This window comes from Streptomyces sp. NPDC051738 (genome assembly GCF_044453205.1).
Lineage (GTDB): Bacteria > Actinomycetota > Actinomycetes > Streptomycetales > Streptomycetaceae > Streptomyces.
This window is the reverse complement of the sequence record NZ_JBITCM010000002.1, coordinates 95294-121712: the sequence shown is the minus strand read 5'-3', so window position 1 is coordinate 121712 and position 26419 is coordinate 95294. Positions and strand designations below refer to the sequence as shown.

At 70.7% G+C, this 26419-nt stretch carries 21 protein-coding genes; 15 read left to right on the top strand and 6 right to left on the bottom strand.

Translation table 11 applies throughout. The features are described 5' to 3' along the window. The first annotated feature begins 463 nt into the window (after positions 1 to 463). From ACIA8X_RS05185 to ACIA8X_RS05160, 6 genes are all read left to right on the top strand, one after another. Entirely contained in the window at positions 464 to 2779 is a 2316-nt protein-coding gene (locus ACIA8X_RS05185) for a ComEC/Rec2 family competence protein (RefSeq protein ID WP_393452065.1), read from the top strand. 4 nt (positions 2780 to 2783) lie between these two features. Further along, on the top strand, positions 2784 to 3623 hold the full coding sequence (locus ACIA8X_RS05180; protein ID WP_393451294.1) for an arylamine N-acetyltransferase: 840 nt from the start codon (positions 2784 to 2786) through the stop codon (positions 3621 to 3623). 324 nt (positions 3624 to 3947) lie between these two features. After that, positions 3948 to 4193 carry a hypothetical protein gene (locus ACIA8X_RS05175; RefSeq protein ID WP_393451291.1) on the top strand — a complete coding sequence of 82 codons (246 nt, stop codon included), beginning with the start codon at positions 3948 to 3950 and terminating at the stop codon, positions 4191 to 4193. Positions 4194 to 4201: 8 nt separating this feature from the next. Further along, complete coding sequence (locus ACIA8X_RS05170) at positions 4202 to 4480, top strand: hypothetical protein (protein WP_399457816.1); 279 nt, start codon at positions 4202 to 4204, stop codon at positions 4478 to 4480. 84 nt (positions 4481 to 4564) lie between these two features. Next, entirely contained in the window at positions 4565 to 5554 is a 990-nt protein-coding gene (holA, locus tag ACIA8X_RS05165; protein ID WP_393451285.1) for a DNA polymerase III subunit delta, read from the top strand. Between the two features lie 345 nt (positions 5555 to 5899). Continuing rightward, positions 5900 to 6298 carry a nuclear transport factor 2 family protein gene (locus ACIA8X_RS05160; RefSeq protein ID WP_393451282.1) on the top strand — a complete coding sequence of 133 codons (399 nt, stop codon included), beginning with the start codon at positions 5900 to 5902 and terminating at the stop codon, positions 6296 to 6298. A gap of 186 nt (positions 6299 to 6484) precedes the next feature. On the opposite strand, the gene rpsT is transcribed toward ACIA8X_RS05160, so the two are convergent. Then, a complete protein-coding gene (gene rpsT, locus ACIA8X_RS05155) occupies positions 6485 to 6751 on the bottom strand; it encodes a 30S ribosomal protein S20 (protein WP_393451279.1) in 267 nt (88 codons plus the stop codon). Positions 6752 to 6981: 230 nt separating this feature from the next. Here rpsT and lepA point away from each other — a divergent pair, with 230 nt between their 5' ends. Together lepA and ACIA8X_RS05145 are read left to right on the top strand one after the other, a co-directional pair. Then, positions 6982 to 8850: a translation elongation factor 4 gene (gene lepA, locus ACIA8X_RS05150; protein WP_393451276.1), complete on the top strand. Its 1869-nt coding sequence runs from the start codon at positions 6982 to 6984 to the stop codon at positions 8848 to 8850. Between the two features lie 202 nt (positions 8851 to 9052). Continuing rightward, on the top strand, positions 9053 to 10927 hold the full coding sequence (locus ACIA8X_RS05145) for an AMP-dependent synthetase/ligase (RefSeq protein WP_393451273.1): 1875 nt from the start codon (positions 9053 to 9055) through the stop codon (positions 10925 to 10927). An 84-nt stretch (positions 10928 to 11011) separates the two neighbouring features. Here ACIA8X_RS05145 and ACIA8X_RS05140 read toward each other — a convergent pair whose 3' ends face one another. Next, a complete protein-coding gene (locus ACIA8X_RS05140) occupies positions 11012 to 11587 on the bottom strand; it encodes a two-component system response regulator (RefSeq protein WP_393451270.1) in 576 nt (191 codons plus the stop codon). Between the two features lie 12 nt (positions 11588 to 11599). Next, entirely contained in the window at positions 11600 to 15712 is a 4113-nt protein-coding gene (locus ACIA8X_RS05135; protein ID WP_393451267.1) for a HAMP domain-containing protein, read from the bottom strand. 102 nt (positions 15713 to 15814) lie between these two features. Between ACIA8X_RS05135 and ACIA8X_RS05130 the strand changes: the two genes are divergently transcribed. Then, on the top strand, positions 15815 to 17911 hold the full coding sequence (locus ACIA8X_RS05130) for a SpoIIE family protein phosphatase (protein WP_399457815.1): 2097 nt from the start codon (positions 15815 to 15817) through the stop codon (positions 17909 to 17911). Positions 17912 to 17986: 75 nt separating this feature from the next. Next, entirely contained in the window at positions 17987 to 19219 is a 1233-nt protein-coding gene (gene hemW, locus ACIA8X_RS05125; protein ID WP_393451261.1) for a radical SAM family heme chaperone HemW, read from the top strand. A gap of 14 nt (positions 19220 to 19233) precedes the next feature. On the opposite strand, the gene ACIA8X_RS05120 is transcribed toward hemW, so the two are convergent. Then, positions 19234 to 20043, bottom strand: a complete 810-nt coding sequence (locus ACIA8X_RS05120; RefSeq protein WP_399457814.1) for a DUF3097 domain-containing protein — start codon at positions 20041 to 20043, stop codon at positions 19234 to 19236. Between the two features lie 42 nt (positions 20044 to 20085). Further along, positions 20086 to 20817, bottom strand: a complete 732-nt coding sequence (locus tag ACIA8X_RS05115; protein ID WP_399457813.1) for an MBL fold metallo-hydrolase — start codon at positions 20815 to 20817, stop codon at positions 20086 to 20088. A 346-nt stretch (positions 20818 to 21163) separates the two neighbouring features. On the opposite strand from ACIA8X_RS05115, the gene hrcA reads away from it, so the two are divergent. From hrcA to ACIA8X_RS05095, 4 genes are all read left to right on the top strand, one after another. After that, entirely contained in the window at positions 21164 to 22180 is a 1017-nt protein-coding gene (hrcA, locus tag ACIA8X_RS05110) for a heat-inducible transcriptional repressor HrcA (RefSeq protein ID WP_393451252.1), read from the top strand. Next, positions 22181 to 23317 (top strand): molecular chaperone DnaJ, encoded by a 1137-nt coding sequence (dnaJ, locus tag ACIA8X_RS05105; protein ID WP_393451249.1) that lies wholly within the window; start codon positions 22181 to 22183, stop codon positions 23315 to 23317. Between the two features lie 78 nt (positions 23318 to 23395). After that, positions 23396 to 24472 (top strand): nitronate monooxygenase, encoded by a 1077-nt coding sequence (locus ACIA8X_RS05100; RefSeq protein ID WP_399457812.1) that lies wholly within the window; start codon positions 23396 to 23398, stop codon positions 24470 to 24472. Continuing rightward, positions 24469 to 25221 (top strand): 16S rRNA (uracil(1498)-N(3))-methyltransferase, encoded by a 753-nt coding sequence (locus ACIA8X_RS05095; protein ID WP_393451243.1) that lies wholly within the window; start codon positions 24469 to 24471, stop codon positions 25219 to 25221. Before ACIA8X_RS05100 ends, ACIA8X_RS05095 begins: the two co-directional genes overlap by 4 nt. Positions 25222 to 25232: 11 nt before the next feature. On the opposite strand, the gene ACIA8X_RS05090 is transcribed toward ACIA8X_RS05095, so the two are convergent. Next, the gene (locus tag ACIA8X_RS05090; RefSeq protein ID WP_399457811.1) at positions 25233 to 25637 is read right to left on the bottom strand and encodes a hypothetical protein; all 405 of its coding nucleotides are present in this window, start codon (positions 25635 to 25637) and stop codon (positions 25233 to 25235) included. Positions 25638 to 25859: 222 nt separating this feature from the next. On the opposite strand from ACIA8X_RS05090, the gene ACIA8X_RS05085 reads away from it, so the two are divergent. Continuing rightward, positions 25860 to 26357 carry a hypothetical protein gene (locus ACIA8X_RS05085; RefSeq protein ID WP_393451237.1) on the top strand — a complete coding sequence of 166 codons (498 nt, stop codon included), beginning with the start codon at positions 25860 to 25862 and terminating at the stop codon, positions 26355 to 26357. Positions 26358 to 26419 lie beyond the last annotated feature (62 nt).

Sequence of the window (26419 nt, the reverse complement as noted above, 5' to 3'; positions counted from 1 at the left end):
GAGGCGGCGAGGCGATGGATGTGCTGGTCATGAGGGCGTGCTCCGACGGGATTCCGAGCCTCGGCGGGGTTCCGTGCTTCGGTGGGGTTCCGTGTCTCGACGGGGTTCCGCCGCTGGTCGGGATTCCGAACCTCGGCGGGGTTCCCTGCCTCGATGGGGTTCCGTGCCTGTTCCGGATTCCGTGCCTTGGAGGGGTTCCATGGCCGGTCGGGATTCCGTGGCCGGTCGGGGTCCCGTACCTCGAAGTGATTCCGAACCCGGGCAAGATTCCGAACCCGGGCAAGATTCCGCGCCCCGACTGGATTCCGCGTCCCGACTGGATTCCACGTCCCGACTGGAGCCCACGCCCGGTCGGCGCGCAGCGGCGGGGCGGGATTCTTCGCCGGGTTCGCTCAAGCGGCCGCACAGGCAGGACACCGTACCCGCGCGATTCACCTGGCCCCGCACCTCCGCCGCCGCTGTCCTGCTCTGCGTCGCCGCGGCAGCCCTCTCCGCCGGGCTCCACGGGGCCGATCTGCGGCGCGGACCGGTGCCGGGGCTGGCGCGGGAGTACGTCACCGTGACCGCCGAGGTGGAGGTCACCTCAGATCCGCGGCTCACCCGGCCCCGGGTCAGAGGGAATCACATGGCGCCGGCCTCCGTGCTGGTCAACGCGGACGTACGGAGCGTCGAGCAGGCAGACGGCACCGTGGTGGTCACGCGGGCGCCGGTGCTGATGATCGTCGACGGTGGATGGGGGTCTGCCGGCGACGCCGACCGAACATCGCAGGACGACCGCACACCGCAGGACGCCAACCGAACATCCCAGGACCCCAACCGAACCCCCCGGTCCGCTGCCGACCGACACTCGCCCTGGCTGCGGCTTCTCCCCTCCACGAGGCTGCGCGTGACCGCTCGTCTCGCGCCCGCGCTGGACGACGGGGACCGGATCGCGGCCGTGCTGCGAGTGAGCGACCCCGCCGTGCCGGAGGTCGTGGGGCAGCCGACCGCGGTGCAGCGGCTGGCGGGGCGGTTGCGGGGCGGGTTGCGGGAGGCGACCGACGGGTTGCCGGCGGACGCGCGGGCGCTGCTGCCGGGGCTGGTCGTGGGCGACACCTCGCGGATCACCCCGGAGCTGGACGAGGCGTTCAAGGAGACGGATCTCGCCCACACGCTCGCCGTCTCCGGCAGCAACCTCACGATCATCCTCGCCCTGCTCATCGGCCCACCCGGCCTGGCCCAACGGGTCGAGCGCCGTGGCCTCGCGCCTCGCCTCGGCATCTCCCTGCGGACGACCGCGCTGTTCGGCGGAGGCCTCACCCTCGCGTTCGTCGTCGTGTGCCGGCCTGACCCCAGCGTGCTGAGGGCCGCGGCCTGCGGGGCAGTCGCGCTGCTGGCCCTGGCGACCGGACGCCGTAGATCACTGATCCCGGCGCTGGCGACGGCCGTACTGCTGCTGGTGCTGTACGACCCGTGGCTGGCCCGCAGTTACGGCTTTCTGCTCTCCGTGCTCGCGACCGGCGCCCTGCTCACCCTCGCGCCCCGCTGGAGCGCGGCGTTGCGTCGGCGCCGGGTGCCGCCGCGGTTGGCCGAGGCGTTGGCGGCCGCGGCTGCCGCGCAGGCCCTGTGCGCGCCGGTCGTGGCGGTGCTGTCGGCTCGGGTGAGCCTGGTGGCGGTGCCGTGCAATCTGCTCGCGGAGTTCGCGATCGCACCGGCGACGGTGCTGGGGTTCGCGGCCCTGGCGACGGCACCACTCGCGATGCCCGTGGCCAAGGTGCTGGCCTGGTGCGCGAGTTGGCCGACCGGGTGGATCGCGGACGTCGCCCGGACGGGCGCGGCACTGCCCGGGGCGGGCGTGGACTGGCCCGGCAGCTGGACCGGGGCGGCGCTGCTCGCGCTCGCCACGGTGGTCGTCCTGCTGGTCGGCCGACGACTGTCGCGGCACCCCTGGTGGTGCGGCCTGTGCGGGGTGCTGCTCCTGCTGGTGGTGCTCCAGCCGCCGCCGCTGACCAGGGTGGTCACGGGGTGGCCGCCGCCCGGGTGGCGGTTCGCGATGTGCGACGTGGGGCAGGGCGACGCGACGGTACTCGCGGCGGGCGAGGGCACAGGCGTGGTCGTGGACGCCGGCCCGGATCCGACGCTGGTAGACCGGTGCCTGCGCACGCTCGGGATCACCAGGATCCCGCTCGTCGTGCTGACCCACTATCACGCCGACCACGTCGCGGGCCTGCCCGGCGTGCTGCGTGGGCGTGAGGTGGGCGCGATCGAGACGACGGGGCACGAAGAGCCCGTGGACCAAGTGGAGTTCGTACGAAGGGAGGCCGCCGCTCACCGCATCCCCGTGACGCGGGCCGCCGCCGGGGAGGCGCGGCGCACCGGGGCCCTGAGCTGGCAGGTGGTGTGGCCGCCGCCCCACCCGGTGCCGGCCCCGGAGGGTCCGAACGACGCCAGTGTCACCCTGCTCGTCAGGTCGGCCGGGCTGCGGCTCCTGCTGCTCGGGGATCTCGAACCCCCGGCCCAGCGGGCGCTGTTGAGATCGCCGGCCGGGGCGCTGCTGGGCGGCGTGGATGTGCTCAAGGTCGCCCACCATGGCTCGGCGTACCAGGACCCGGAGCTCATACGACGGGCGGCGCCGCGGCTGGCGTTGATCAGTTGCGGTGCGGACAACCCGTACGGACACCCGGCTCCCGGCACCGTCGCGGCGCTGCGGGCACAGGGCGCGGTGGTGCTGCGGACGGACGAGGACGGGGCGCTGGCGGTCGCGGGTACGGGCGCGGAACTCATGGTGGCGGGAGACTGAGGGCATGGATTCCGTTGAGGTTGATGCCTATCTCCGCCGCCTGGGGGTCGAGCACCCGGCGTGGCCCACTGTGGATGTGCTGCGCGAGCTGCATGTGCGCCATCTGCAGACCGTGCCCTTCGAGAACCTGTCCATCCACCTCGGCGAGGACATCGTGCTGGAGGAGAAGCGGCTGCTGGACAAGGTGGTGGGGGCCGGACGGGGTGGGTTCTGCTACGAACTGAACGGCGCGTTCGGGGCGTTGCTCATGGCGCTGGGCTTCGACGTGACGTTGCTCGCGGCGCGGGTGCACGGGAAGGAGGGGCAGCTCGGGATTCCCTACGACCACATGGCGCTGAAGGTGGGGACGGTGGACGGGGGCGCGTGGCTGGCGGACGTCGGTTTCGGGGCGCACAGTCACTATCCGCTGGCGTTCGAGGCTCGGGGTGAGCAGGTGGATCCGGCGGGCGTGTTCCGGATCGTCGAGGCCGGGCCGGACGCGGCCGGGGTGCGCGGCGGACACGACGTGGCGGAGGCGGCGGACCTGGAGGTCGTGATGGACGGCAGGCCGGAGTACCGGCTGGAGCGGCGGCCTCGGGTGCTGGGCGACTTCGTGGTGGGGGCGTGGTGGCACAGCACCTCGCCGGCCTCGCACTTCACACAGTCGCTGGTGTGTTCGCGGGTGACGGAGGAAGGAGGACGGATCACGCTCAGCGGCCGCACGTTCAAGGCGACGGCGGCCGACGGGACCCGTGAGGAGCGGGAGTTGGGCACGGACGAGGAGGTGCTGGGGGTGTACCGGGAGCGGTTCGGGATCGAGCTGGACCGGGTGCCGGTGGTACGCAAGCCGAGCCGGGACGGCTGATTCGGGCGGGGGATCGCTCGGGGGAGCGGGACCGGGAGAGTCGGACCGGGGAAGCCTGATCAGAGAAGCCGGACCGGGAAGCTGGTCGGGGAAGCCGGACCGCTCGGGCTAATCGCCGAGGTAGTGAAGTCGCTCGGGCGAATCGGGTCGAGGTGGTCAAGTCGCTCGGGAATCGCGCCGTGGGTTGGTCGAGTCGGGCCAGCCGGACCGCTCGGGCGAATCGCACCGTGGGTTGGACGGCGCGCTCGGGGTTGCTCTGGACCAGCAGGGTTGTTCGTGCGCGGACTCGGGTTCGTGCCTCGGCGGGTGCCTGAGAATTGCTCCGTGAGTGATGTGAGACATGTGCTGGTGCTGCCCGATCGTGACGCGGCGGAGGAGGTCGCGGAGGCGCTCGGGGAGCGGTTCCGGATCGACGAGGAGCCGCGGTTGGTGCGGGATGCGCTGGCCGGGGAGGACGATGCCGAGGACGCGCAGTGGCTGGTGGTGCTGCGGGACGAGGCGGGGCGGCTGGATCCGGGGGAGCTGGACGAGTTCGCGGGGGAGTGGGACGGGTGGCGGGAGGAGCCGTAGCTCGACCGGTGCCGGGCGTTGCGGTCGGCCCGGCGTGGGCCACGCCGCCCATCCGATCGCCCGACCGACTAGGCCGGTCCCGCTGCCCGCTGCCCGCTGCCCGCTGCCCGCTGCCCCGCCTCTCCATCGCCGTGGTCCAGGGGATGCTGGCCGGAGTCGGGCTGCCGCTGATGTTCAGCCAGGCCTACGCGATGGCCGACGCCAAGGCGCCGGGCATGCCCGCACACCCGCCCGCTAGACCGGGCCGCGATGCCCGCTGCCCCGCCTCCGCGTCACCCGCCCGCTAGACCGGGCCGCGCCGCCCGCTGCCCGCAACCGGGCGGACACGGGTGCCGCCCCCGTTGTCAGTCCCCCATGCCATGCTTTACGCGATGGCCAGGAAGAGTGCGAATGACGACCCCCTCGCCCCCGTGACCCTTGCCGTGGGTCAGGAGGAGCTGTTGCTCGATCGTGCCGTGCGGGAGGTGGTGGTTGCCGCCAGGGCCGCCGATGCCGACACGGACGTGCGGGAGCTGACTCCGGAGCAGTTGCAGCCGGGCACGCTGGCCGAGTTGACCAGTCCCTCGCTGTTCGCGGAGCGCAAGGTCGTGGTCGTGCGCAATGCGCATGATCTGTCGGCCGACACGATCAAGGACGTGACGGCGTATCTGGGGTCGCCCGCCGAGGAGATCACCCTGGTGCTGCTGCACGCCGGTCAGGCCAAGGGCAAGAAGCTGCTCGACGCCGCCCGCAAGGTGGGGGCGCGGGAGGTGGCGTGCCCGAAGATGACGAAGCCGGCGGACCGGCTGGCGTTCGTCAGGCAGGAGTTCCGGGCGACCGGGCGGTCGGCGACGCCCGAGGCCTGCCAGACGCTGGTCGATGCCATCGGGAGCGACCTCCGGGAGCTGGCGGCCGCGGTGAGTCAGCTGGTCGCCGATGTCGAGGGGACCATCGACGAGGCGGTCGTCGGGCGGTACTACACCGGTCGGGCCGAGGCGTCGAGCTTCACCGTCGCGGACCGGGCGGTCGAGGGGCGGGCCGCGGAGGCGCTGGAGGCGCTGCGGTGGTCGTTGGCGACGGGCGTGGCGCCGGTCCTGATCACCAGCGCGCTCGCACAGGGCGTGCGGGCCATCGGGAAGCTGTCCTCGGCCCGCGGTGGGCGCCCCGCCGACCTCGCGCGGGAGCTGGGCATGCCGCCCTGGAAGATCGACCGTGTCCGGCAGCAGATGCGGGGGTGGACGCCGGACGGAGTGGCGGTCGCGTTGCAGGCGGTCGCCGAGGCCGACGCCGGTGTGAAGGGCGGCGGGGACGACCCCGAGTACGCCCTTGAGAAGGCGGTCGTGGCCATCGCGCGGGCGGCTCGGTCCGGGGGGCGGGGCTAGGCCCTGTCGTTTGGATCATGCGGCGTCGCGGGCCCTGGCACGCACTCCCCGGAGGGGGACCCCAGCCGCGTTGTCGTCACTCGCCGACTCCCTCACGCTCGAACGACCTCGCGCGGGGGGCGGCCGGCACCCCCATCGCGTCGACTCCCTCCTCCGCCTTGCAGCTGCACGCTCCTCCACGCTCGAACAACCTCGCGCGGAGGCACCCCCATCGCCCCCGCTCGGGTCCGTTGAAAGGCGCCGCACCTCACAGCCGGCTTGATCCAAACGACAGGACCTGGGCGAGGAGAGGAGAATCGGGCGTATCAGCCGTTCATCGCCGGATCGGGAAAGGTGGCGACCGTCATGGCTGAACACCCGCACGCCGCGCTCGTCCGCAAGGGCTACGAAGCCTTCCAGCGCGGAGACATGGACACCCTGCGCGGCCTGATGACCGGGGACTGCGCACACCACGTGCCCGGTTCCCATCCGCTCTCGGGGGACTTCAAGGGGATCGACTCGATCCTCGACGGGTACTACGGCCGGCTCTACTCGGAGACGGGCGGTTCCTTCCAGGTCGAGCTGCGCGACATCTTCGTCGACGGACGTGGGCACGCCATGTCCGTGCACCGCTTCACCGCGGCCCGGGGCGACAAGCGCATCGACGAGAACGGCGGCATCGTCTTCCGGATCGTCGGTGAGAAGATCACCGATCTCGACGAGTGCGTCTCGGACATCGACAAGGCCAACGACTTCTGGACGTGACGCAGGCATGCCGAAGGCCCCGGCTCGCGCCCTGGGGAAGGGCGAGGTGCCGGGGCCTTCGGATCAGGCTGCTGGATCCGCACCCGCGTGGCGAACGCAGGCCGCGTGCGAATCCGGGGTGCCGGTCGGGAGCGGATGAGAGAGGGCCCGCTCTGGGTCCTTCCGGCGATCAGACCAGATAAAGGTTCAGCCCTTGAGGGAAGCGACCTTCGAAGCAAGCGCCGACTTCTTGTTGGCGGCCTGGTTCTTGTGGATGACGCCCTTCGAGACGGCCTTGTCGAGCGCACGCGACGCGGCGCGCTGGTACTCGTTGGCCTTCTCGACGTCACCCGCGGCAGCGGCCTCACGGGCCTTGCGGATCGCGGTCTTCAGGGAGGACTTGACGGCCTTGTTGCGCAGCCGAGCCTTCTCGTTGGTCTTGATCCGCTTGATCTGGGACTTGATGTTCGCCACGAATGAGCCTCTTCAACGTAGAGATGCGTGCGAGCACGGGATGTGCCTTCGCATCACTTGCCTTGTCATGTTCAGTGCCTCGCGCTGAGAGGGCATGAGACACAGCCACCCAGGCTACCAGTGGGCCGCCCGACGGCCCAAAACGTCCCCCGGTCGCCGCCCGTGGGACCATGGAACCTACGTATCGATCCGACCCGAGGCATAAGGCGCCTCAAGAGACAGGACCCTGCGTGCCCGCGACCCCTAACAATGTGCCCGAGCCGAGCCGTACCGACCCGGCTCTGATCCGCAATTTCTGCATCATCGCGCACATCGACCACGGCAAGTCCACGCTCGCCGACCGGATGCTTCAGCTGACCGGTGTGGTCGAGCAGCGGCAGATGCGTGCTCAGTACCTCGACCGGATGGACATCGAGCGCGAGCGCGGCATCACGATCAAGTCCCAGGCGGTGCGGCTGCCGTGGGCTCCCACCCACGAACCCGGCAACACGCACATCCTCAACATGATCGACACCCCGGGGCACGTCGACTTCACCTACGAGGTCTCGCGGTCGCTCGCGGCCTGTGAGGGGACCGTCCTCCTCGTCGACGCCGCCCAGGGCATCGAGGCGCAGACCCTCGCCAACCTCTACCTGGCGATGGAGAACGACCTCACGATCATCCCCGTACTGAACAAGATCGACCTGCCGGCCGCGCAGCCCGAGAAGTTCGCCGAGGAGCTCGCGAACCTCGTCGGCTGCGACCCGAGCGACGTCCTGCGGGTGTCCGCGAAGACCGGCCTCGGCGTCGACGCGCTGCTCGACAAGGTGGTCAAGGAGGTCCCGGCGCCGGTCGGCGTCAAGGACGCCCCCGCCCGCGCGATGATCTTCGACTCCGTCTACGACTCCTACCGCGGCGTCGTGACGTACGTCCGTGTCATCGACGGCCAGCTCAACAAGCGCGAGCGCATCAGGATGATGTCGACCGGCGCCACGCACGAGCTGCTGGAGATCGGGACGAACTCGCCCGAGATGCTCGGCGCCGACGGACTCGGTGTCGGTGAGGTGGGTTACCTCATCACCGGTGTGAAGGACGTCCGCCAGTCCAAGGTCGGTGACACCGTCACCAGCCAGCACAAGGGGGCCACCGAGGCGCTCGGCGGGTACAAGGACCCGAAGCCGATGGTCTTCTCCGGTCTGTATCCGCTGGACGGCTCCGACTACCCGGAGCTGCGCGAGGCCCTCGACAAGCTCCAGCTCAACGACGCCGCCCTGGTCTACGAGCCGGAGACCTCCGCCGCCCTCGGCTTCGGCTTCCGCGTCGGCTTCCTCGGTCTGCTCCACCTGGACGTGATCCGCGAGCGGCTGGAGCGCGAGTTCGGGCTCGACCTGATCGCGACCGCGCCCAACGTGGTCTACCGGGTCGTGATGGAGGACGGCACCGAGCACACCGTCACCAACCCGAGCGAGTTCCCCGAGGGCAAGATCAACGAGGTGTACGAGCCGGTCGTACGCGCCACGATCCTTGCGCCGACCGAGTTCATCGGGTCGATCATGGAGCTGTGCCAGACCCGGCGCGGCACCCTCCTCGGCATGGACTACCTGTCCGAGGACCGGGTCGAGATCCGCTACACCCTGCCCCTCGCCGAGATCGTCTTCGACTTCTTCGACCAGCTGAAGTCCAAGACGCGCGGTTACGCCTCGCTGGACTACGAGCCCACCGGCGAGCAGACCTCCAGCCTGGTCAAGGTCGACATCCTGCTGCACGGCGACAAGGTGGACGCCTTCTCCGCGATCACGCACAAGGACGCGGCGTACGCGTACGGTGTGCGGCTCGTCGCCAAGCTGCGCGAGCTGATCCCCCGGCAGGCCTTCGAGGTGCCCATCCAGGCCGCCATCGGCTCCCGGGTGATCGCCCGCGAGACCATCCGCGCCATCCGCAAGGACGTCCTCGCCAAGTGCTACGGCGGTGACATCTCCCGTAAGCGGAAGCTGCTGGAGAAGCAGAAGGAAGGCAAGAAGCGGATGAAGATGGTGGGTTCCGTGGAGGTTCCGCAGGAGGCCTTCATCGCCGTACTGAGCAGTGATGACAGTGCGGGATCGGGCAAGGGCAAGAAATAGTCCCGAGGTGTGCGGATTTAACGGGCCCGTCGCGCCGGTGCGCGGCGGGCCCGTGTCTTTCCTCTGTATGAAGTGACAGCCCGCCGCCCCTTACGCAGTGGCCGGTCGCCCTTTACTCTGATCCCTGCTCGATAGTTACTCGCGAGTTAAACAACAGCCGCAACCTGAGCCAGCCGCACTGTCGCGGGCCCCGGAGGATGTCGTGAGCGACACACAGACACTGATCGAGAACCGTCCGCCGAGCGTGGCGAACCTCTTCCTGGAGCGCGTGGCGGCCACACCGGACGCCGAGGCATACCGCTATCCCTTGCCTCCCGCCTCCGGCCAGGGGCCGGACGACTGGAAGTCGCTGAGCTGGGCGCAGGCCGCCGAGCGGGTCTACGCCATCGCGGCCGGGCTCATCGAGCTGGGCGTCCAGCCCGAGCAGCGGGTGGCCCTCGCCTCATCGACCCGGATCGAGTGGATACTCGCCGACCTGGGCATCATGTGCGCCGGCGCGGCCACCACCACCGTCTATCCGCAGACCAACGCCGACGAGTCGGCGTTCATCCTCTCCGACTCCGAGAGCCGGGTGCTCATCGCCGAGGACGCGGCGCAGCTGGCCAAGGCGCAGGAGAAGCGCGCCGAGCTGCCGAACCTCACCCATGTCGTGGTGATCGACCCGGCCGGGGTCGAGACCGCCGACTGGATCCTCACCCTGGACGAGCTGGAGAAGCGCGGCGCGGCCCGGCTGGAGAAGGACGCCGAGCTGGTCAAGGAGCGGGTCGGTGCGATCACCAAGGACCAGCTCGCCACCCTGATCTACACCTCCGGCACCACCGGCCGCCCCAAGGGCGTACGGCTGCCGCACGACAACTGGTCGTACATGGCGAAGGCGATCGCCGCGACGGGGCTGGTCGGCCCCGAGGACGTGCAGTACCTGTGGCTGCCGCTCGCGCACGTCTTCGGCAAGGTGCTCACCTCCGGGCAGATCGAGGTCGGGCACGTCACCGCCGTCGACGGCCGTGTCGACAAGATCATCGAGAATCTGCCGGTCGTGCAGCCGACGTACATGGCCGCCGTGCCGCGCATCTTCGAGAAGGTCTACAACGGGGTCGCCGCCAAGGCCCGCGCGGGCGGCGGCGCCAAGCTCAAGATCTTCCAGTGGGCCGCCGAGGTCGCCCGCGAGTACGCCAAGGTCACCCAGGACAACTTCCGGCGCACCGGCACCCACTCCGCGCCCTTCGGCCTCGCCGCCAAGCACAAGGTCGCCGACACGCTCGTCTACGCCAAGATCCGCGAGGCCTTCGGCGGCAACCTGCGCGCCTGTGTGTCGGGCAGCGCCGCCCTCTCCCCGGAGATCGGCTACTTCTTCGCCGGCGCCGGCATCCACATCCTGGAGGGCTACGGCCTCACGGAGTCCTCGGCCGCGTCCTTCGTGAACCCCGGCGAGGCCTACCGCACCGGCACGGTCGGCAAGCCGCTGCCCGGCACGGAGGTGCGCATCGCGGACGACGGCGAGATCCTGCTGCGCGGTCCCGGCATCATGGAGGGCTACCACGGGCTGCCGGACAAGACCGCCGAGGTGCTGGAGTCCGACGGCTGGTTCCACACCGGCGACATCGGTGAGCTGTCCCCGGACGGGTACCTGCGCATCACCGACCGTAAGAAGGACCTGATCAAGACGTCGGGCGGCAAGTACATCGCGCCGGCCGAGGTCGAGGGGCAGTTCAAGGCGGTGTGCCCGTACGTGTCCAACATCCTGGTGCACGGGGCCGACCGGAACTTCTGCACGGCGCTGATCGCGCTGGACGAGCCGTCGATTCTGGGGTGGGCCGAGGAGAACGGGCTCGCCGGGAAGTCGTATGCGGAGATCGTGGCCGCGCCGGCGACCGTCGAGATGGTCGACGGCTATGTGAAGCAGCTCAACGCCGGGCTGCAGAAGTGGCAGACCATCAAGAAGTTCCGGCTGCTGCCGCGGGATCTCGATGTGGAGCACGGGGAGATCACGCCGAGTCTGAAGTTGAAGCGGCCGGTTGTGGAGCGGGAGTACAAGGGGCTGATCGAGGAGATGTACGCGGGTACGCGGGAGGCGTAGCGCGGGAGCGGAGGGGCGGCGGGGGACCGTTGGCGGCTGCGGGGTTCGTCGTGGCTGGTCGCGCAGTTCCCCGCGCCCCTTAGGTCAAGACACTTGCCGTCCGCCTGCCAGGTGCCGTAGCTCCCGGACTTGGTTCCGCAGCTTCGCGATGTCCGGTGGGTTCTCCCCGTCCAACTCCCTTTCCAGGGCCGTCAGACGTATGAGGAACTCGGCACTGTGCGTCGGTTTCTGGGTCAGTAGGCGCTCCAGTTCCCGGCCCTTGCGGTACAAGTCCAGGAACACCGTCACCTTCGCCCGCAGTACCCACGGATCGAACGGCTTGGTCAAGTAGTCCGCGGCGCCTGTCGCGTAGCCGCGGAAGGCGTAGCCGGGGTCGTCCTCCGCACCTGTGAGGAAGATGATCGGGACGTCCTTGGTCTGGTCGAGCCGTTTGATGTTGGTGGCTGTCTCGAAGCCGTCCATGCCCGGCATGCGGACGTCGAGCAGGACCAGGGCGAAGCGTTGGCGCAGCAGCGCCTTCATCGCCTCCTCGCCCGACCGCGCGCGCACGAGCGGCTCGTTGAGGGACCCCAGGACGGCCTCCAGCGCGATCAGGTTGTCCTCCATGTCGTCGACCAGGAGGATTCCCGCACGCTCGTCGGTCGTTGCCTCAACACTCATGATGGCTGTGCCTCATTCAGTCTGTGTCTTCTCCGGTTCCGTCGGCTCTGGTGCGCCCTCGGGGTCCAGGAGGTCGCAGACGACGGTCAGCAGCTGATCCACGTTCACCGGCTTCGGTACGTAGTCGTGGGCGCCCCGCGCGATGGACTTCTCCCGGTCTCCGGGCATGGCCTTCGCGGTCAGCGCGACGATGGGCAGGTCGGCCCAGCGCGGGGTGCGACGGATGGCGGAGATCGTCTCGTAACCGTCCATCTCCGGCATCATGATGTCCATCAGGACGAGTTCGACGTCCGGGTTCCGCTCCAGTGTCTCGATGCCCTCGCGGCCGTTCTCCGCGTACAGGACCGGCATGCCGACCCGGCCCAGGACATGGGTGAGCGCGAAGACGTTGCGGATGTCGTCGTCGACTATCAGTACCCTTCGGCCGGGGAGCACCCGGCCCGCCCGGCCCGTCTGCCAGGCCTCCAGCTTGACCGGGATCGGCCAGGACTCGTCCGTGTCGTGGGTGCCCGTGAAGGGCTCCGTCGACAACTGGTCCGGCACCGGCAGCAGACGGTCCTCGGGGGTCGGGCCGGTGGCGGCGTGACCGGGGCTGACGACCGGGACGTACAGCGTGAACGTGGAGCCCTCGCCGGGCTGGCTCTCGGCGACGATACGGCCGCCCAGCAGGCCCGCGATCTCCCGGCTGATGGACAGCCCGAGTCCCGTGCCGCCGTACTTGCGGTTGGTGGTGCCGTCGGCCTGCTGGAACGCCTCGAAGATCACCGGGAGTTTCTCCTGCGCGATGCCGATGCCGGTGTCGGACACGGCGAACGCGATCACCTCGTCGCCCTCGCGGACGTAGTGGTGCTCGGGGTCCTTCACCCGGTTCACCCGCAGCTCGACCCGGCCCGTCGCGGTGAACTTGATCGCGTTGGAGAGGAGGTTGCGCAGGATCTGCTGCAGGCGCTGCTCGTCCGAGAACATCTCGCGCGGCACGTCGTCGCCGACCGACACCTCGAATGAGAGCCCCCGGTCCAGGGTGAGCGGGCGGAAGGTGGCGTGGACGTAGTCGAGGAGTTTGATGAGGGGCAGCTTCTTCGGGCGTACGTCCATTCGGCCGGCCTCGATCTTCGACAGGTCCAGGATGTCGTTGATCAGTTGCAGGAGGTCGGAGCCGGAGCGGTGGATCGTCGTCGCGAACTGGACCTCCTGGTCGGAGAGATGGCCGTCCGGGTTGTCGGAGAGCAGCCTCGCCAGGATCAGCAGTGAGTTCAAAGGCGTCCGCAGCTCGTGCGACATGTTCGCCAGGAACTCCGACTTGTACTGGGAGGAGGTGGCCAACAGAGCTGCCTTCTCCTCCAGTTCCGCGTTCGAGCGCTGCAACTCCGCCTGCTGCATCTGGAGTTCGTCCGAGCGTTCCTGGAGCTGCATGGCGAGGCGCTGGGACTCGCCGAGCAGGGACTCCGTACGGGAGTTGGCGATGATCGTGTTGATGGCGACGGCGATGGTGTTCACGAACTGGTCGAAGAACGCCAGGTGCACGTCGGAGAAGCGGGAGAAGGACGCCAGCTCGATCACGCCGAGGAGCTTGTCCTCGAAGAGGATCGGGATGATGACGACGCTGGTGGGCGCCGCCTCGCCGAGCCCACTGTTGATCTTGATGTAGTCCGGCGGGGCCTCCTCGACGAGGATCCGCTTCTTCTCGCGGGCCGCCTGCCGGACCAGGCCGTGCACAGGGAGACCGCCGGTCTCGATCGTCGTGCCCTGCGCCGAGCCGTACCCGGCGATGAACGCGAGCCCCTTCGCCGGAACCGCGGTCCGCAGCGAGGCGCTCTCCTCGTCCGGGTCGGCCAGGAAGAACGCGCCGTACTGGGCGTTGACCAGCGGGGTCAGCTCGCGCAGCAGCAGGTCGGCGACCTCCATCAGGTCGCGGTGGCCCTGCATCAGGGCGGCGAGGCGGGCCAGGTTGGACTCCAGCCAGTCCTTGGCGCGGGTCGTCTCGCGCAGGTTGGCCACCATCAGGTTGATGTTGTCCTTCAGCTCGGCGACCTCGCCTCGGGTCTCGACCGTGATCGAGCGGGACATGTCGCCCTGGGCCACGGCTGAGGCGACCTCGGCGATCGCGCGGACCTGGGTGGTGAGGTTCGACGCGAGTTCGTTCACGTTCGTCGTCAGGCGCTTCCAGGTGCCGTACACGCCCTCCACCCGGGCCTGGCCGCCGAGTTGACCCTCGGAACCGACCTCGCGGGCCACGCGGGTGACCTCGGAGGAGAAGGAGGAGAGGGTGTCGACCATCGTGTTGATGGCGGTCTTCAGCTCCAGGATCTCGCCGCGCGCGTCCACGTCGATCTTCTTGGAGAGGTCGCCGTTGGCGACGGCGGTCGTCACCTGGGCGATGTTCCTCACCTGCGAGGTGAGGTTGTCGGCCATGTAGTTGACGTTGTCCGTGAGGTCGCGCCAGACGCCGGAGACGCCCAGCACCTGGGCCCGGCCGCCGAGCCGGCCGTCGGTGCCGACCTCGCGGGCGACGCGGGTGACCTCGTCGGCGAAGGCGCGCAGCTGCTGCACCATCGTGTTGACGGTGTCCTTGAGTTCGAGGATCTCGCCGCGGGCGTCGACGGTGATCTTCTTGGAGAGGTCGCCGTTGGCGACGGCGGTGGTGACCTGAGCGATGTTGCGGACCTGGGAGGTCAGGTTCAGCGCCATGAAGTTGACGTTGTCGGTGAGGTCCTTCCATACGCCGCTCACCCCGCGCACCTGGGCCTGACCGCCGAGGTTGCCTTCGGTGCCGACCTCGCGGGCGACGCGGGTGACCTCGTCGGCGAAGGCGGAGAGCTGGTCCACCATCGTGTTGATGGTCGACTTCAGCTCCAGGATCTCGCCCTTCGCCTCGACCGTGATCTTCTTGCCGAGGTCGCCCTGGGCCACGGCGGTGGACACGAGGGCGATGTTGCGGACCTGCGAAGTGAGGTTGTCCGCCATGAAGTTGACGTTGTCGGTGAGGTCTTTCCATACGCCGCTGACGCCGCGCACCTGAGCTCGCCCGCCCAGGTTTCCTTCCGTGCCGACCTCGCGGGCGACCCTCGTCACCTCGTCGGCGAAGGCGGAGAGCTGGTCCACCATCGTGTTGATGGTCGACTTCAGTTCGAGGATCTCGCCCTGGGCGTCGACGGTGATCTTCTGACTCAGGTCGCCGTTGGCGACGGCGGTGGTGACCTGGGCGATGTTGCGGACCTGGGAGGTGAGGTTCGACGCCATGAAGTTGACGTTGTCGGTGAGGTCCTTCCATACGCCGCTGACGCCCCGCACCTGGGCCCGCCCGCCGAGTTGCCCCTCCGTGCCGACCTCGCGGGCGACGCGGGTGACCTCGTCGGCGAATGCGGAGAGCTGGTCGACCATCGTGTTGACGGTCAGTTTGAGTTCGAGCAGCTCGCCGGTCGCCTCGACGGTGACCGTACGGGTCAGGTCGCCGCGGGCCACGGCCGTCGTCACCAGGGCGATGTCGCGCACCTGGGCCGTCAGCCGGGACGCCATCGTGTTGACCGCCTCGGTCACGTCCCGCCAACTGCCGGACAGTCCCGTCACCTTGGCCCGGCCGCCGAGCCGGCCCTCGGTGCCGACCTCGCGGGCCACGCGGGTCACCTCGCCGGTGAACAGGGAGAGCTGGTCGACCATCTTGTTCACGGCCCGGCCGAGGCGCCGCAGGTCGCCGCGTAACTGGCGGCTGCCGTCGTGCAGATCGACGCGCTGGGTGAGGTCGCCGCCGGCCACCGCGTCCAGCACGCGCGTCGCGTTCGCCGCCGGGGCCACCAGGGCGTCGAGCACGTGGTTGACGTCGTTGACCCGGGTCGTCCAGTCGCCCTGGCCCGGGCTCGCCGAGAGCCGCTCGTCGAGCCTGCCGTGCCGTACCAAATCCCGTTTCACCCGCTGCACTTCGCTGTTGAAGTGCGTGCTCCGGTCCATGATCTGGTTGAACACGGCCGTCAGTTCGGCCACCACTCCCTCGCCGGTCTCCGGGAGCCGGCGGAAGTCGCCGTCGCGGGCCGCGGTCATCGCGGCGAGCAGCGGGCGCAGTTCCGATGCTCGAATTTGACCGTCTTTCTGTCCGTCTTCGAGCACACGGGTAGCACGGTTTTCACTCATGGCGGCCCACTTCGGTAACTCGGTGCTTATGGGCGTGGCCAGTCTGTCACTCTGTCGGCGTCGACTGAGGCGTATTCGTCCGAACCGCTCGGGGAGCTGTCCATGGGGGCCATTCCGGTGCAACGGGAGACCGTTACCCGTGCCTCTGATGCGCCTGCGCCAGAGAGCGCGCGCCCGCGCGCGGATCACGACACACGCCCGCGCGCGGACCGCGACCTTCACCCGTGCACCGAAACCCGCACCACCCTCCCCGGCACTCCCCTCTCCCCGGGCTCCGCCCGCTCCCTCGTGCGCGCCGCCCTCACCGAGTGGGCCACCTCAGGGCTCCCCGGCACCGAGCGCGTCAGCGACCGTCTCGTCGACGACGCCGTCGTGGCCGTCAGCGAACTGGTCACCAACGCCGTCGTGCACGCCGGCACCGATGTCGAGCTCACCTGTCGCCTTGAGGAGGACACCGGCGCCCTCCTGGTCGAGGTCCTGGACCACCACCCCTCGCGTGCCCCGCGCGACGGCGAGGTCGACGCGCCGTACGAGACACCGGAGTACGGCCGGGGCCTGCGGCTGGTGTCCCGGCTCGCCGAGTCCTGGGGGGTCACCTACCGCACCGGCGCCAAGACCGTGTGGGCGCGGCTGCCCGCCGAGGATCCCTTGGCGGGCAGGGACGACATCGAGGCGTACGCCGAGGAGCGCGCGCTGGAGCGCGAGTTGCGCGTGGCCGAGATCCTCGCGCCGGAGCCGCCGTCTCCTTCGGCGGAGCCCGGGGGCCCCCATGAGCTGGGGTACGCGGAGTATCCGCAGCGTTCGGGCCACCCGGCGTATCCGGGCCACCCGGCATACCCCCATCGCCCCGAACGGGAACGGGACTGGCTCAACCGCGGCGCCCTGTCCTTCCTCGCCGAGGCCTCCGACCTGCTCGCCGGGCAGCTCGACGAGAACCTGGTCGCCGCGCTCGCCGGCCAGCTGATCGTGCCGCGGCTCGCGGACTGGTGCGCGGTGTGGCTGGAGGACGAGGTCGCCGGGCGCTGGGGCTACCCCCGGTCCGACGAGGGCGGGGGCGGGGGAGGCCGGCTGGCGGACGGCGCCGCGGGTGCCGGGCCCAAGCTCGCCCGCGTCTGGCACGGTTCCGAGAACCTCATCGAGGAACTCCGCCGCGCCCTGGAGAAGGAGCCGCCGCAGCCGTCCGACCACCACCGCACCGGCCCGGTCCCCTATCCCTGGCCCGCCGAGTCGCTCGGCGAGCGGGGGATCCGCGGCACGGCGCTCGCGTACCGCCTGATCGCCGGCGGCCGCCCGCTGGGCACGCTGGTCATCGGGCGGGCCGGCCTGGACCGCTTCCCCGACGAGGTCACCGGGCTCGTCGAGGACCTCAGCCGCCGGGTGGCCCTCGCCATCGGCGCGGCCCGCCAGTACGCCCGGCAGGCCACCATCAGCCGGGTCTTGCAGCGCGGCCTGCTGCCCGGCGCGGTCGCGGAGATCCCCGGCGTCGCCAGCGCCCTGGTGTACGAGCCGTGCGACAAGGGCGGCCCGAGCGGCGACTTCTACGACCTCTTCCCGGCCGGCGACGGCCGCTGGTGCTTCGCCATCGGCGACGTCCAGGGCAAGGGCCCGGAGGCGGCTGTGGTGATCGGCATCGCGCGCCCCTGGCTGCGGCTCCTCGCCCGCGAGGGCTACCGGGTCGCCGACGTCCTCGACCGCCTCAACCAGCTCCTCCTCGACGACGCCACGGAAGCCGCCGACGCCGCCGCCCGCGCGCTGGTCGGCCCGGTCGTCCCCGGCGACGACCCGCAGACCCGCTTCCTGTCCCTGCTGTACGGCGAACTGACCCCCTTCGACGGCGGCATCCGCTGCACCCTCGCCTCCGCCGGTCACCCCCTGCCGCTCCTGCTCGGGACGGGCGGCGAGGTCCACACGGTCGCTCAGCCGCAGACCCTGCTCGGGGTCGTCGAGGACGCGACGTACACCAGCGAGACCTTCGAGCTGCGCTCCGGCGACACCCTGCTGTGCGTGACCGACGGGGTGACCGAGCGGCGCAGCGGGTCCCGCCAGTTCGATGACGGCGACGGCCTCGCGACCGCGCTCGCGGGGTGCACGGGCCTGAACGCCCAGCTGATCGCGGAACGGATCCGCAGGCTGGTCCACGAGTTCGGCGGCCGGCCGCCGGAGGACGATCTGGCGCTGCTGGTGCTGCAGGCCGAGTAGCCGGAAGGCCCGCACAACCGGCCCGGCAGGACCGCCGGGCCCGAGCAACCGGCTGGGTACGGGACAATGGAACCCATGCCCTCCGCACTCCCCGACGGCGAGCCCGCCCCCGACGACGGCGCGCTCCCCGCGCCCGCGCTCGCCGGGTCCGCCGACCGCCCCCTCGGCTTCTATCTGCACGTCCCGTACTGCGCGACCCGCTGCGGCTACTGCGACTTCAACACCTACACGGCGACCGAGCTGCGCGGCACGGGCGGGGTACTGGCGTCCCGCGACAACTACGCCGAGACGCTGGTCGACGAGGTCCGCCTTGCCCGCAAGGTCCTCGGCGACGACCCGCGCGAGGTCCGCACGGTCTTCGTGGGCGGCGGTACGCCGACGCTGCTGGCCGCCGACGATCTCGTACGGATGCTGGGGGCGATCCGCGACGAGTTCGGACTGGCGCCGGACGCGGAGATCACCACGGAGGCGAACCCGGAGTCGGTCGACCCGGCCTACCTCGCCACCCTCCGCCGGGGCGGCTTCAACCGGATCTCCTTCGGCATGCAGAGCGCGCGGCAGCATGTGCTGAAGATCCTGGACCGCACGCACACACCGGGGCGCCCGGAGGCCTGCGTCGCGGAGGCCCGCGCGGCGGGCTTCGAGCACGTCAACCTGGACCTGATCTACGGCACGCCGGGCGAGTCCGACGACGACTGGCGGGCCTCGCTGGAGGCGGCGCTGGGCGCCGGCCCGGATCACGTCAGCGCATACGCCCTGATCGTCGAGGAGGGCACCCAGCTGGCCCGTCGTATCCGCCGGGGCGAGGTCCCGATGACGGACGACGACGTCCACGCGGACCGGTACCTGATCGCCGAGGAGACGCTCACGGCGGCCGGTTTCGACTGGTACGAGGTGTCCAACTGGGCGACCTCCGAGGCCGCCCGCTGCCTGCACAACGAGCTGTACTGGCGGGGCGCCGACTGGTGGGGCGCGGGGCCGGGGGCGCACTCGCACGTGGGCGGGGTGCGCTGGTGGAACGTGAAGCATCCGGGCGCGTACGCGGCGGCGCTGGCGGCGGGGCGGTCGCCGGGGGCCGGTCGGGAGCTGCTGTCGGAGGAGGACCGCAGGGTGGAGCGGATCCTACTGGAGCTCAGGCTGCTGGAGGGGGCGCCGCTGGAGCTGCTGCGGGAGGAGGGCCTGCGGGCCTCCCGCCGCGCCCTGTCGGACGGACTTCTGCAGCAGGAGCCGTACGACGAAGGACGCGCGGTACTGACGCTGCGAGGGCGTTTGCTGGCGGACGCGGTGGTGCGGGACCTGGTGGACTGAGGGACGTGACGGCTCTACGCCGGAGCCGTCACGAAGTCGATCAGTTCCTCCACCCGCCCCAGCAACTCCGGCTCCAGGTCCTTGTAGGACCCCACCCGCTGCAGAATCGCCTGCCACACCGCCCCGGTGTTCTCCGACGGCCACCCCAGCGCCCGGCACACCCCCGTCTTCCAGTCCTGCCCGCGCGGGACGCGAGGCCACCCCGCGATCCCCAGCGACGACGGCTTCACCGCCTCCCAGATGTCGATGTACGGGTGGCCCACGACGAGGGCGTGCTCACTCGTCACGGACTCGGCGATGCGCCATTCCTTCGTGCCCGGCACCAGGTGGTCCACCAGGACCCCCAGGCGGGCGTCCGGCCCCGGTGCGAATTCGGCCACGATCGACGGGAGGTCGTCCACGCCCTCCAGGTACTCCACGACCACGCCCTCGATGCGCAGGTCGTCGCCCCACACCTTCTCGACCAGTTCCGCGTCATGGCGGCCCTCGACGTAGATGCGGCCGGCGCGGGCCACGCGTGCGCGTGCGCCGGGGACGGCGACCGAACCGGAGGCCGTACGGGTGGGACGGGCGGGAGCCGAGGACGTGGGCCGTACGAGGGTCACCACTCGCCCCTCCAGCAGGAACCCGCGCGGCTCCAGCGGAAACACCCGGTGCTTGCCGAAGCGGTCCTCCAGGGTCACCGTGCCCGCCTCGCAGCGGATCACCGCGCCGCAGAAACCCGTGCCCGCCTCCTCGACGACCAGGCCCGGGTCGGCGGGTACCTCCGCCACCGGCTTGGGCTTCTTCCAGGGCGGAGTCAGGTCCGGCGAGTACTGGCGCATTCGGATGACGATAGGAGAAGTCTGGGCCGGGTGGAGTACGGATCACCGCGACACGCCGAATCGGGCCGCGAGGGCGTCGCGCTGGCGTCGTACGAACTCCGCGTCCACCACCGCTCCGTGACCGGGCACGTACAGCGCGTCCTCGCCGCCCAGGTCGAGGAGGCGGTCCAGGGCCGCCGGCCAGTGCGACGGTACGGCGTCGGGGCCGGCCTGGGGTTCGCCGGACTCCTCGACCAGGTCACCGCAGAAGACCACCTCGGGGTCGCCCGGCACGAGCACCACCAGGTCGTGGGCCGTGTGGGCGGGGCCCACGTTCGCCAGCAGGACCTGGCGGGCGCCGTCCAGGTCGAGGGTCCACTCGCCGCTCACCAGGTGGTGGGGGTGGACCAGCGCGTCCACGGCCTCCTCCGCCGCGGCGGCGTCCAGGCCGTTGCGGACCGCGTCCCCGCGCAGCTCGTCGCGCGCGTGCCGGCCGTCGAGGACCGTGTCCACGCCCACCGCGCCGTACACCTCGGCACCCGCGAACGCCGCCGCCCCGAAGACATGGTCGAAGTGGGGATGCGTCAGCGCGAGATGAGTCACACGGTGACCCGCGAGCCACTGTGCCTGCGTACGCAACCGCACGCCCTCCCCGAGGCTCGACCCGGCGTCGACGATCAACGCCGTCCCGTCCCCGACGACCAGCCCTGCCGTGCAGTCCCACCCCGGAAGCCGGCACCGCCCGACCCCGGCCGCCAGCCGCTCCCACCCCAGCTCTTCCCAAGTCACCGTCATACCGCGACGCTAAGCGACACCGGGGAAGTGAGGGCACATCCCCACGCCGCCCGGCACGCTCCCCCAGAGGGGGGACCCCCACTCGCCGCACCGGCCAAAGGCCCTAGTAGCTCCGCTACGAGGACCTTCGTCCAGCGCACCGAGAGCACGCACCGAACGACGCGGGAACGCACCCTCACTTCCCCGGCGCCGCTTGGCCAAGACAGCACGTCCGGGCACGGCGTCGCGGAACCGGCCTTGCCCGGGGCGTACCCCACCGCCGTACACTGGGCCGGGGGCGGCTGGCACTCGGGTGGACAGAGTGCCAGACAAGGTGGCAAAGGGAACGACTGGAGGTGTGCGCGGGATGCTGAGTGAACGCAGGCTCCAGGTGTTGCGCGCCATCGTCCAGGACTATGTCGGCACCGAGGAGCCGGTGGGGTCGAAGGCCCTGACCGAGCGGCACAACCTCGGCGTCTCCCCGGCGACCATTCGCAATGACATGGCAGCCCTGGAGGACGACGGGTTCATCGCCCAGCCGCACACCAGCGCCGGGCGGATCCCCACCGACAAGGGTTACCGGCTGTTCGTCGACAAGCTCGCCGGCGTCAAGCCGATGACCCCGCCGGAGCGGCGCGCCATCCAGAACTTCCTGGACGGCGCCGTCGACCTGGACGACGTCGTGGCGCGCACCGTGCGGCTGCTCGCGCAGCTCACGCGGCAGGTCGCCGTCGTGCAGTACCCGTCGCTGACCCGGTCCACCGTCCGGCACGTCGAGCTGCTCTCGCTCGCACCCGCGCGCGTGATGCTCGTACTGATCACGGACACCGGGCGGGTCGAGCAGCGGATGGTCGACTGCCCGGCGCCCTTCGGGGAGGCCTCGCTCGCGGATCTACGCGCGCGGCTCAACAGCAGGGTCGCGGGGCGGCGCTTCACCGATGTGCCGACGCTCGTCGAGGACCTCGCGGAGGCCTTCGACGTAGAGGACCGCGGCACCGTCTCGACCGTGCTCTCCACCCTCCTGGAGACACTCGTCGAGGAGAACGAGGAGCGGCTGATGATCGGCGGCACCGCCAATCTCACCCGCTTCGGACATGACTTCCCCCTCACTATCCGGCCCGTCCTGGAGGCGCTTGAGGAGCAGGTCGTGCTCCTCAAGTTGCTTGGCGAGGCCGGGGATTCGGGCATGACCGTACGCATCGGTCATGAGAACGCCTACGAGGGACTCAACTCCACGTCCGTCGTGTCGGTCGGCTACGGTTCGGGCGGCGAGGCAGTCGCCAAGCTCGGCGTGGTCGGACCGACCCGCATGGATTACCCGGGAACGATGGGAGCGGTACGCGCAGTGGCACGGTACGTCGGACAGATCCTGGCGGAGTCGTAAGTGGCCACGGACTACTACGCCGTTCTCGGCGTGCGTCGCGACGCGTCGCAGGAAGAGATCAAGAAGGCCTTCCGGCGGCTCGCTCGCGAGCTGCACCCGGACGTCAACCCCGATCCGAAGACCCAGGAGCGGTTCAAGGAGATCAACGCCGCTTACGAGGTGTTGTCGGACCCGCAGAAGAAGCAGGTCTACGACCTCGGCGGCGACCCCCTGTCCCAGGCCGGCGGCGCCGGCGCGGGCGGCTTCGGCGCCGGTGGCTTCGGGAACTTCTCGGACATCATGGACGCGTTCTTCGGTACGGCGTCCCAGCGCGGTCCGCGCTCGCGCACCCGGCGCGGTCAGGACGCGATGATCCGGCTGGAGGTCGAGCTCGACGAGGCGGCCTTCGGTACGACGAAGGACATCCAGGTCGACACGGCCGTCGTCTGCAACACCTGTAACGGTGAGGGCGCGGCGCCGGGCACCTCCGCGCAGACGTGTGACATGTGCCGCGGGCGCGGCGAGGTGTCCCAGGTCACGCGGTCCTTCCTGGGCCAGGTCATGACGTCCCGCCCCTGCCCGCAGTGCCAGGGGTTCGGAACGGTGGTTCCCACGCCGTGTCCCGAGTGTGCGGGGGACGGCCGCGTACGGTCCCGTCGGACCCTCACGGTCAAGATCCCGGCCGGTGTCGACAACGGCACCCGGATCCAGCTCGCCGGTGAGGGCGAGGTCGGTCCGGGTGGTGGTCCCGCCGGTGATCTGTACGTCGAGATCCACGAGCTGCCGCACTCGACCTTCCAGCGGCGCGGCGACGACCTGCACTGCACGGTGACGCTCCCGATGACCGCGGCGTCCCTCGGTACGAAGGTGCCGCTGGAGACGCTGGACGGTCTCGAGGAGGTCGACATCCGGCCGGGTACCCAGTCCGGGCAGTCGATTCCGCTGCACGGGCGGGGCGTGACGCATCTGCGCGGCGGCGGGCGGGGCGACCTGATCGTCCACGTCGAGGTGCAGACGCCCAGCAAGCTGGATCCCGAGCAGGAGCGGCTGCTGCGGGAGCTGGCCAAGCTGCGCGGTGAGGAGCGGCCGCAGGGGCAGTTCCAGCCTGGGCAGCAGGGGCTGTTCTCCCGGCTGAAGGACGCGTTCAACGGCCGCTGATCCGGTGGTCCGGCCCCACCCCGTGCCATGGGGCGGGGCAGATTCGGACTTGTTCGGGGGACGTGACAACATGCCGTCATGTCCTCCGCACTGACCGATCTCTTCCCTCATCCGATCGTGCAGGCCCCCATGGCGGGCGGCGTCTCCGTGCCGCATCTCGCCCAGGCCGTGTCCGAGGCGGGCGGGCTCGGGTTTCTCGCCGCCGGGTACAAAACCGCCGACGGGATGTACCAGGAGATCAAGCAGCTGCGCGGGCTGACCACGAAGCCCTTCGGGGTCAACCTCTTCATGCCGCAGTCCGAGTACGCCGACAAGGCCGCGGTCGACGTCTACGCACACCAGCTGGCCGGCGAGGCCGCCTGGTACGACATCGAGCTCGGGGACCCGGACAGCGGGCGGGACGACGGGTACGAGGCCAAGCTGGCCGTGCTGCTCGACAACCCCGTTCCCGTCGCCTCCTTCCACTTCGGCGTCCCCAGCAGCGAGGTGCTGGAGTCCCTCCGGCGCGCCGGGACCTTCACCCTCGTCACCGCCACCACCCCCGACGAGGCCCTCGCCGTGGAGCGGGCCGGCGCCGACGCCGTGATCGCGCAGGGCGTCGAGGCGGGCGGTCATCAGGGGACGCACCGCGACAACCCCGAGACCGACGGCACCGGCATCGGACTGCTGTCGCTGATCGCGCAGATCCGTGAGGCCGTCGGCCTGCCCATCGTCGCCGCGGGCGGCATCATGCGCGGCAGCCAGATCGCCGCCGCCCTGGCCGCCGGCGCCGACGCCGCCCAGCTGGGGACCGCCTTCCTCGCCACCCCGGAGTCCGGCGCCAACGCCCTGCACAAGCAGGCGCTGACCAACCCCCTGTTCGTCCGCACCGAGTTGACGCGCGCGTTCTCCGGGCGGCCGGCCCGTGGCCTGGTCAACCGCTTCCTGCGCGAGCACGGGCCGTACGCCCCCGCTGCCTACCCGGAGGTCCACCACCTCACCTCGCCCGTGCGCAAGAAGGCCGCCGCGTCCGGCGACCCGCAGGGCATGGCGCTGTGGGCGGGGCAGGGGCACCGGATGGCACGTGAAATGCCCGCCGGGCAGCTGGTGGAGGTGCTGGTCGCCGAACTGGACGCCGCCAAGACAGCGTTGTCGGGCAAGGGAGGGCTCCGATGACCGCGCCGGTGTTCGTGGTCGACTCCCTGGAGGGTGTGGGCCCCGGCTCGATCATCGACGTGACCGGCGCGGAGGGACGGCACGCCGTCTCCGTACGACGGCTGCAGCCCGGCGAGGACGTGGTGATCACCGACGGGCGGGGCCGGGGCGCGGCAGGGGTCGTCCTCAGCGCGTCGGGGAAGGACCATCTGGTCGTCGAGCCCTTCGAGTTCCCGGTCGAGCCCGAGCCCAGCCCCCGGATCACCGTCGTCCAGGCCCTCCCCAAGGGCGACCGCGGTGAGCTGGCGGTCGAGACGATGACCGAGACCGGCGTGGACGCGGTCGTGCCCTGGTCGGCCGCCCGCTGCATCACCCAGTGGAAGGGCGACCGCGGCCTCAAGGCGCTCGCCAAGTGGCGTGCCACGGCCCGCGAGGCCGGCAAGCAGTCCAGACGCCTGCGCTTCCCCGAGGTCGCGGACGCCGCGACGACCAAGCAGGTGGCCGCCCTCCTCGCCAAGGCCGACTTCGCCGCCGTACTGCACGAGGAACGCGACTACGGCAGCGAGGCGCTCGCGACCGCCGAACTGCCCGCCGAGGGCGAGATCGTGCTCGTCGTCGGTCCCGAAGGCGGCGTGTCCCCCGAGGAGTTGGCCCTCTTCGAGGAGGCAGGCGCCAAGGCGTACCGTCTGGGCCGCACCGTCCTGCGCACCTCCACCGCCGGAACCGCGGCGACCGCACTGCTCCTCGGCCGTACGGGCCGCTGGTCCTGACATCGCAGGCCTTACGCCGATGTACGTGGAGCTTCGGCGCGGCCCTTGGCGCGGCTGAGGTCGACCGCCTCGGCGACCGCGGAGAACAGCTCCCAGCCGTCCAACTCCCCACCGCCGGGCAGGAGTCCGCGCGTCTGCGCCTCGTCGACGAGGGCCCGTACGACGCCGGGCTCGCGCAGGTTGAGGAGGGCGCCGCGGCCGTCGGCGACGCAGCCCGAGAAGAACCAGCCCTCGGCGACAATGCGGCCCGAACCGGCCTCGCCCGCCCGGAACACGATCCGGGTGCGGGCGCCGTCCCGGTAGAGGTTGAGGACCTCGCGGCAGACGTCGCCGTCCCGGTGCTTGTGCCGGACACTCCAGAGGTACGTCGTCCGCTCGTCCACGACGAGTCTGCGCAGCCTGCGGTCGGATCGCATCCGGCCACGCTACGGCGCCGGGCAGCGCCTGGTCTCCAGGTTTTCCGCCGCGATGAGCCGGACGTGACGTGCGCGAGCACGGAGTGGCCGTATGCGCTCTACCGCGTCGGCCGGGACAGTGGCAGGCTGCCGTCCATGGGGGCATTCAGGAGGGTTTGGGGCCGCACGGGTCGCACCACGGGTCGCCCACGTCCCGCCGGTCGTCGCGCCTACGAGGCACGGGTGGCCGGTGTGGCGGGGCTCGCCGTGGTCGCCGTCGGCGGGGCGGTCGGCTGTGATCCGGGCGGGCTGAGCAGCGCCACCGTGGCGTTCACGACCGACCAGACGGTGACCAAGGAGCTGGAGCGGCAGAAGGCCGACGTGCAGTGGCTCAACTGCACGGGCTCGTACGAGGGCGGCAAGGGCGGCTCCGCCGCGCCCAGCGCGACCGAGAACACCGTGGTCAAGGTCGACTGCGAGGGCGAGACCAAGGACGGCAAGGACATCGTGGTCACCGGCCGGATCACCCGGGCCGTGAGCGGTTCCTGTGTGCGCGGGGACCTCGTCGCCAAGATCGACGGCAAGGAGTGGTTCCACGTGAACGGGCTCGGCGACTGCGACTCCACGCCCTCGCCCGTCAACCCGGGCAACGGGCAGCAGCCCGGGCCCACCGTCACGGTGACCGTCACCAAGACCGTCTACTGCAAGCAGCACCCGAACTGCTGGCCGGAGGGCAAGTGAGCGGTCCCGCAGGGGAGTTCGGGCAAGTGATCCAAGAGCCTGTTCGTGGCCGCCGCCCTTGC

Coding starts and splice junctions, on each gene's coding strand:
- ACIA8X_RS05180 (WP_393451294.1), top strand. CDS start 2,784: ATGGATTCCGTTGAGGTTGATGCCTATCTCCGCCGCCTGGGGGTCGAG.
- holA (WP_393451285.1), top strand. CDS start 4,565: ATGGCCAGGAAGAGTGCGAATGACGACCCCCTCGCCCCCGTGACCCTT.
- ACIA8X_RS05160 (WP_393451282.1), top strand. CDS start 5,900: ATGGCTGAACACCCGCACGCCGCGCTCGTCCGCAAGGGCTACGAAGCC.
- ACIA8X_RS05140 (WP_393451270.1), bottom strand. CDS start 11,587: ATGAGTGTTGAGGCAACGACCGACGAGCGTGCGGGAATCCTCCTGGTC.
- ACIA8X_RS05135 (WP_393451267.1), bottom strand. CDS start 15,712: ATGAGTGAAAACCGTGCTACCCGTGTGCTCGAAGACGGACAGAAAGAC.
- ACIA8X_RS05130 (WP_399457815.1), top strand. CDS start 15,815: ATGGGGGCCATTCCGGTGCAACGGGAGACCGTTACCCGTGCCTCTGAT.
- hemW (WP_393451261.1), top strand. CDS start 17,987: ATGCCCTCCGCACTCCCCGACGGCGAGCCCGCCCCCGACGACGGCGCG.
- ACIA8X_RS05120 (WP_399457814.1), bottom strand. CDS start 20,043: ATGCGCCAGTACTCGCCGGACCTGACTCCGCCCTGGAAGAAGCCCAAG.
- ACIA8X_RS05115 (WP_399457813.1), bottom strand. CDS start 20,817: ATGACGGTGACTTGGGAAGAGCTGGGGTGGGAGCGGCTGGCGGCCGGG.
- hrcA (WP_393451252.1), top strand. CDS start 21,164: ATGCTGAGTGAACGCAGGCTCCAGGTGTTGCGCGCCATCGTCCAGGAC.
- ACIA8X_RS05100 (WP_399457812.1), top strand. CDS start 23,396: ATGTCCTCCGCACTGACCGATCTCTTCCCTCATCCGATCGTGCAGGCC.
- ACIA8X_RS05095 (WP_393451243.1), top strand. CDS start 24,469: ATGACCGCGCCGGTGTTCGTGGTCGACTCCCTGGAGGGTGTGGGCCCC.
- ACIA8X_RS05090 (WP_399457811.1), bottom strand. CDS start 25,637: ATGCGATCCGACCGCAGGCTGCGCAGACTCGTCGTGGACGAGCGGACG.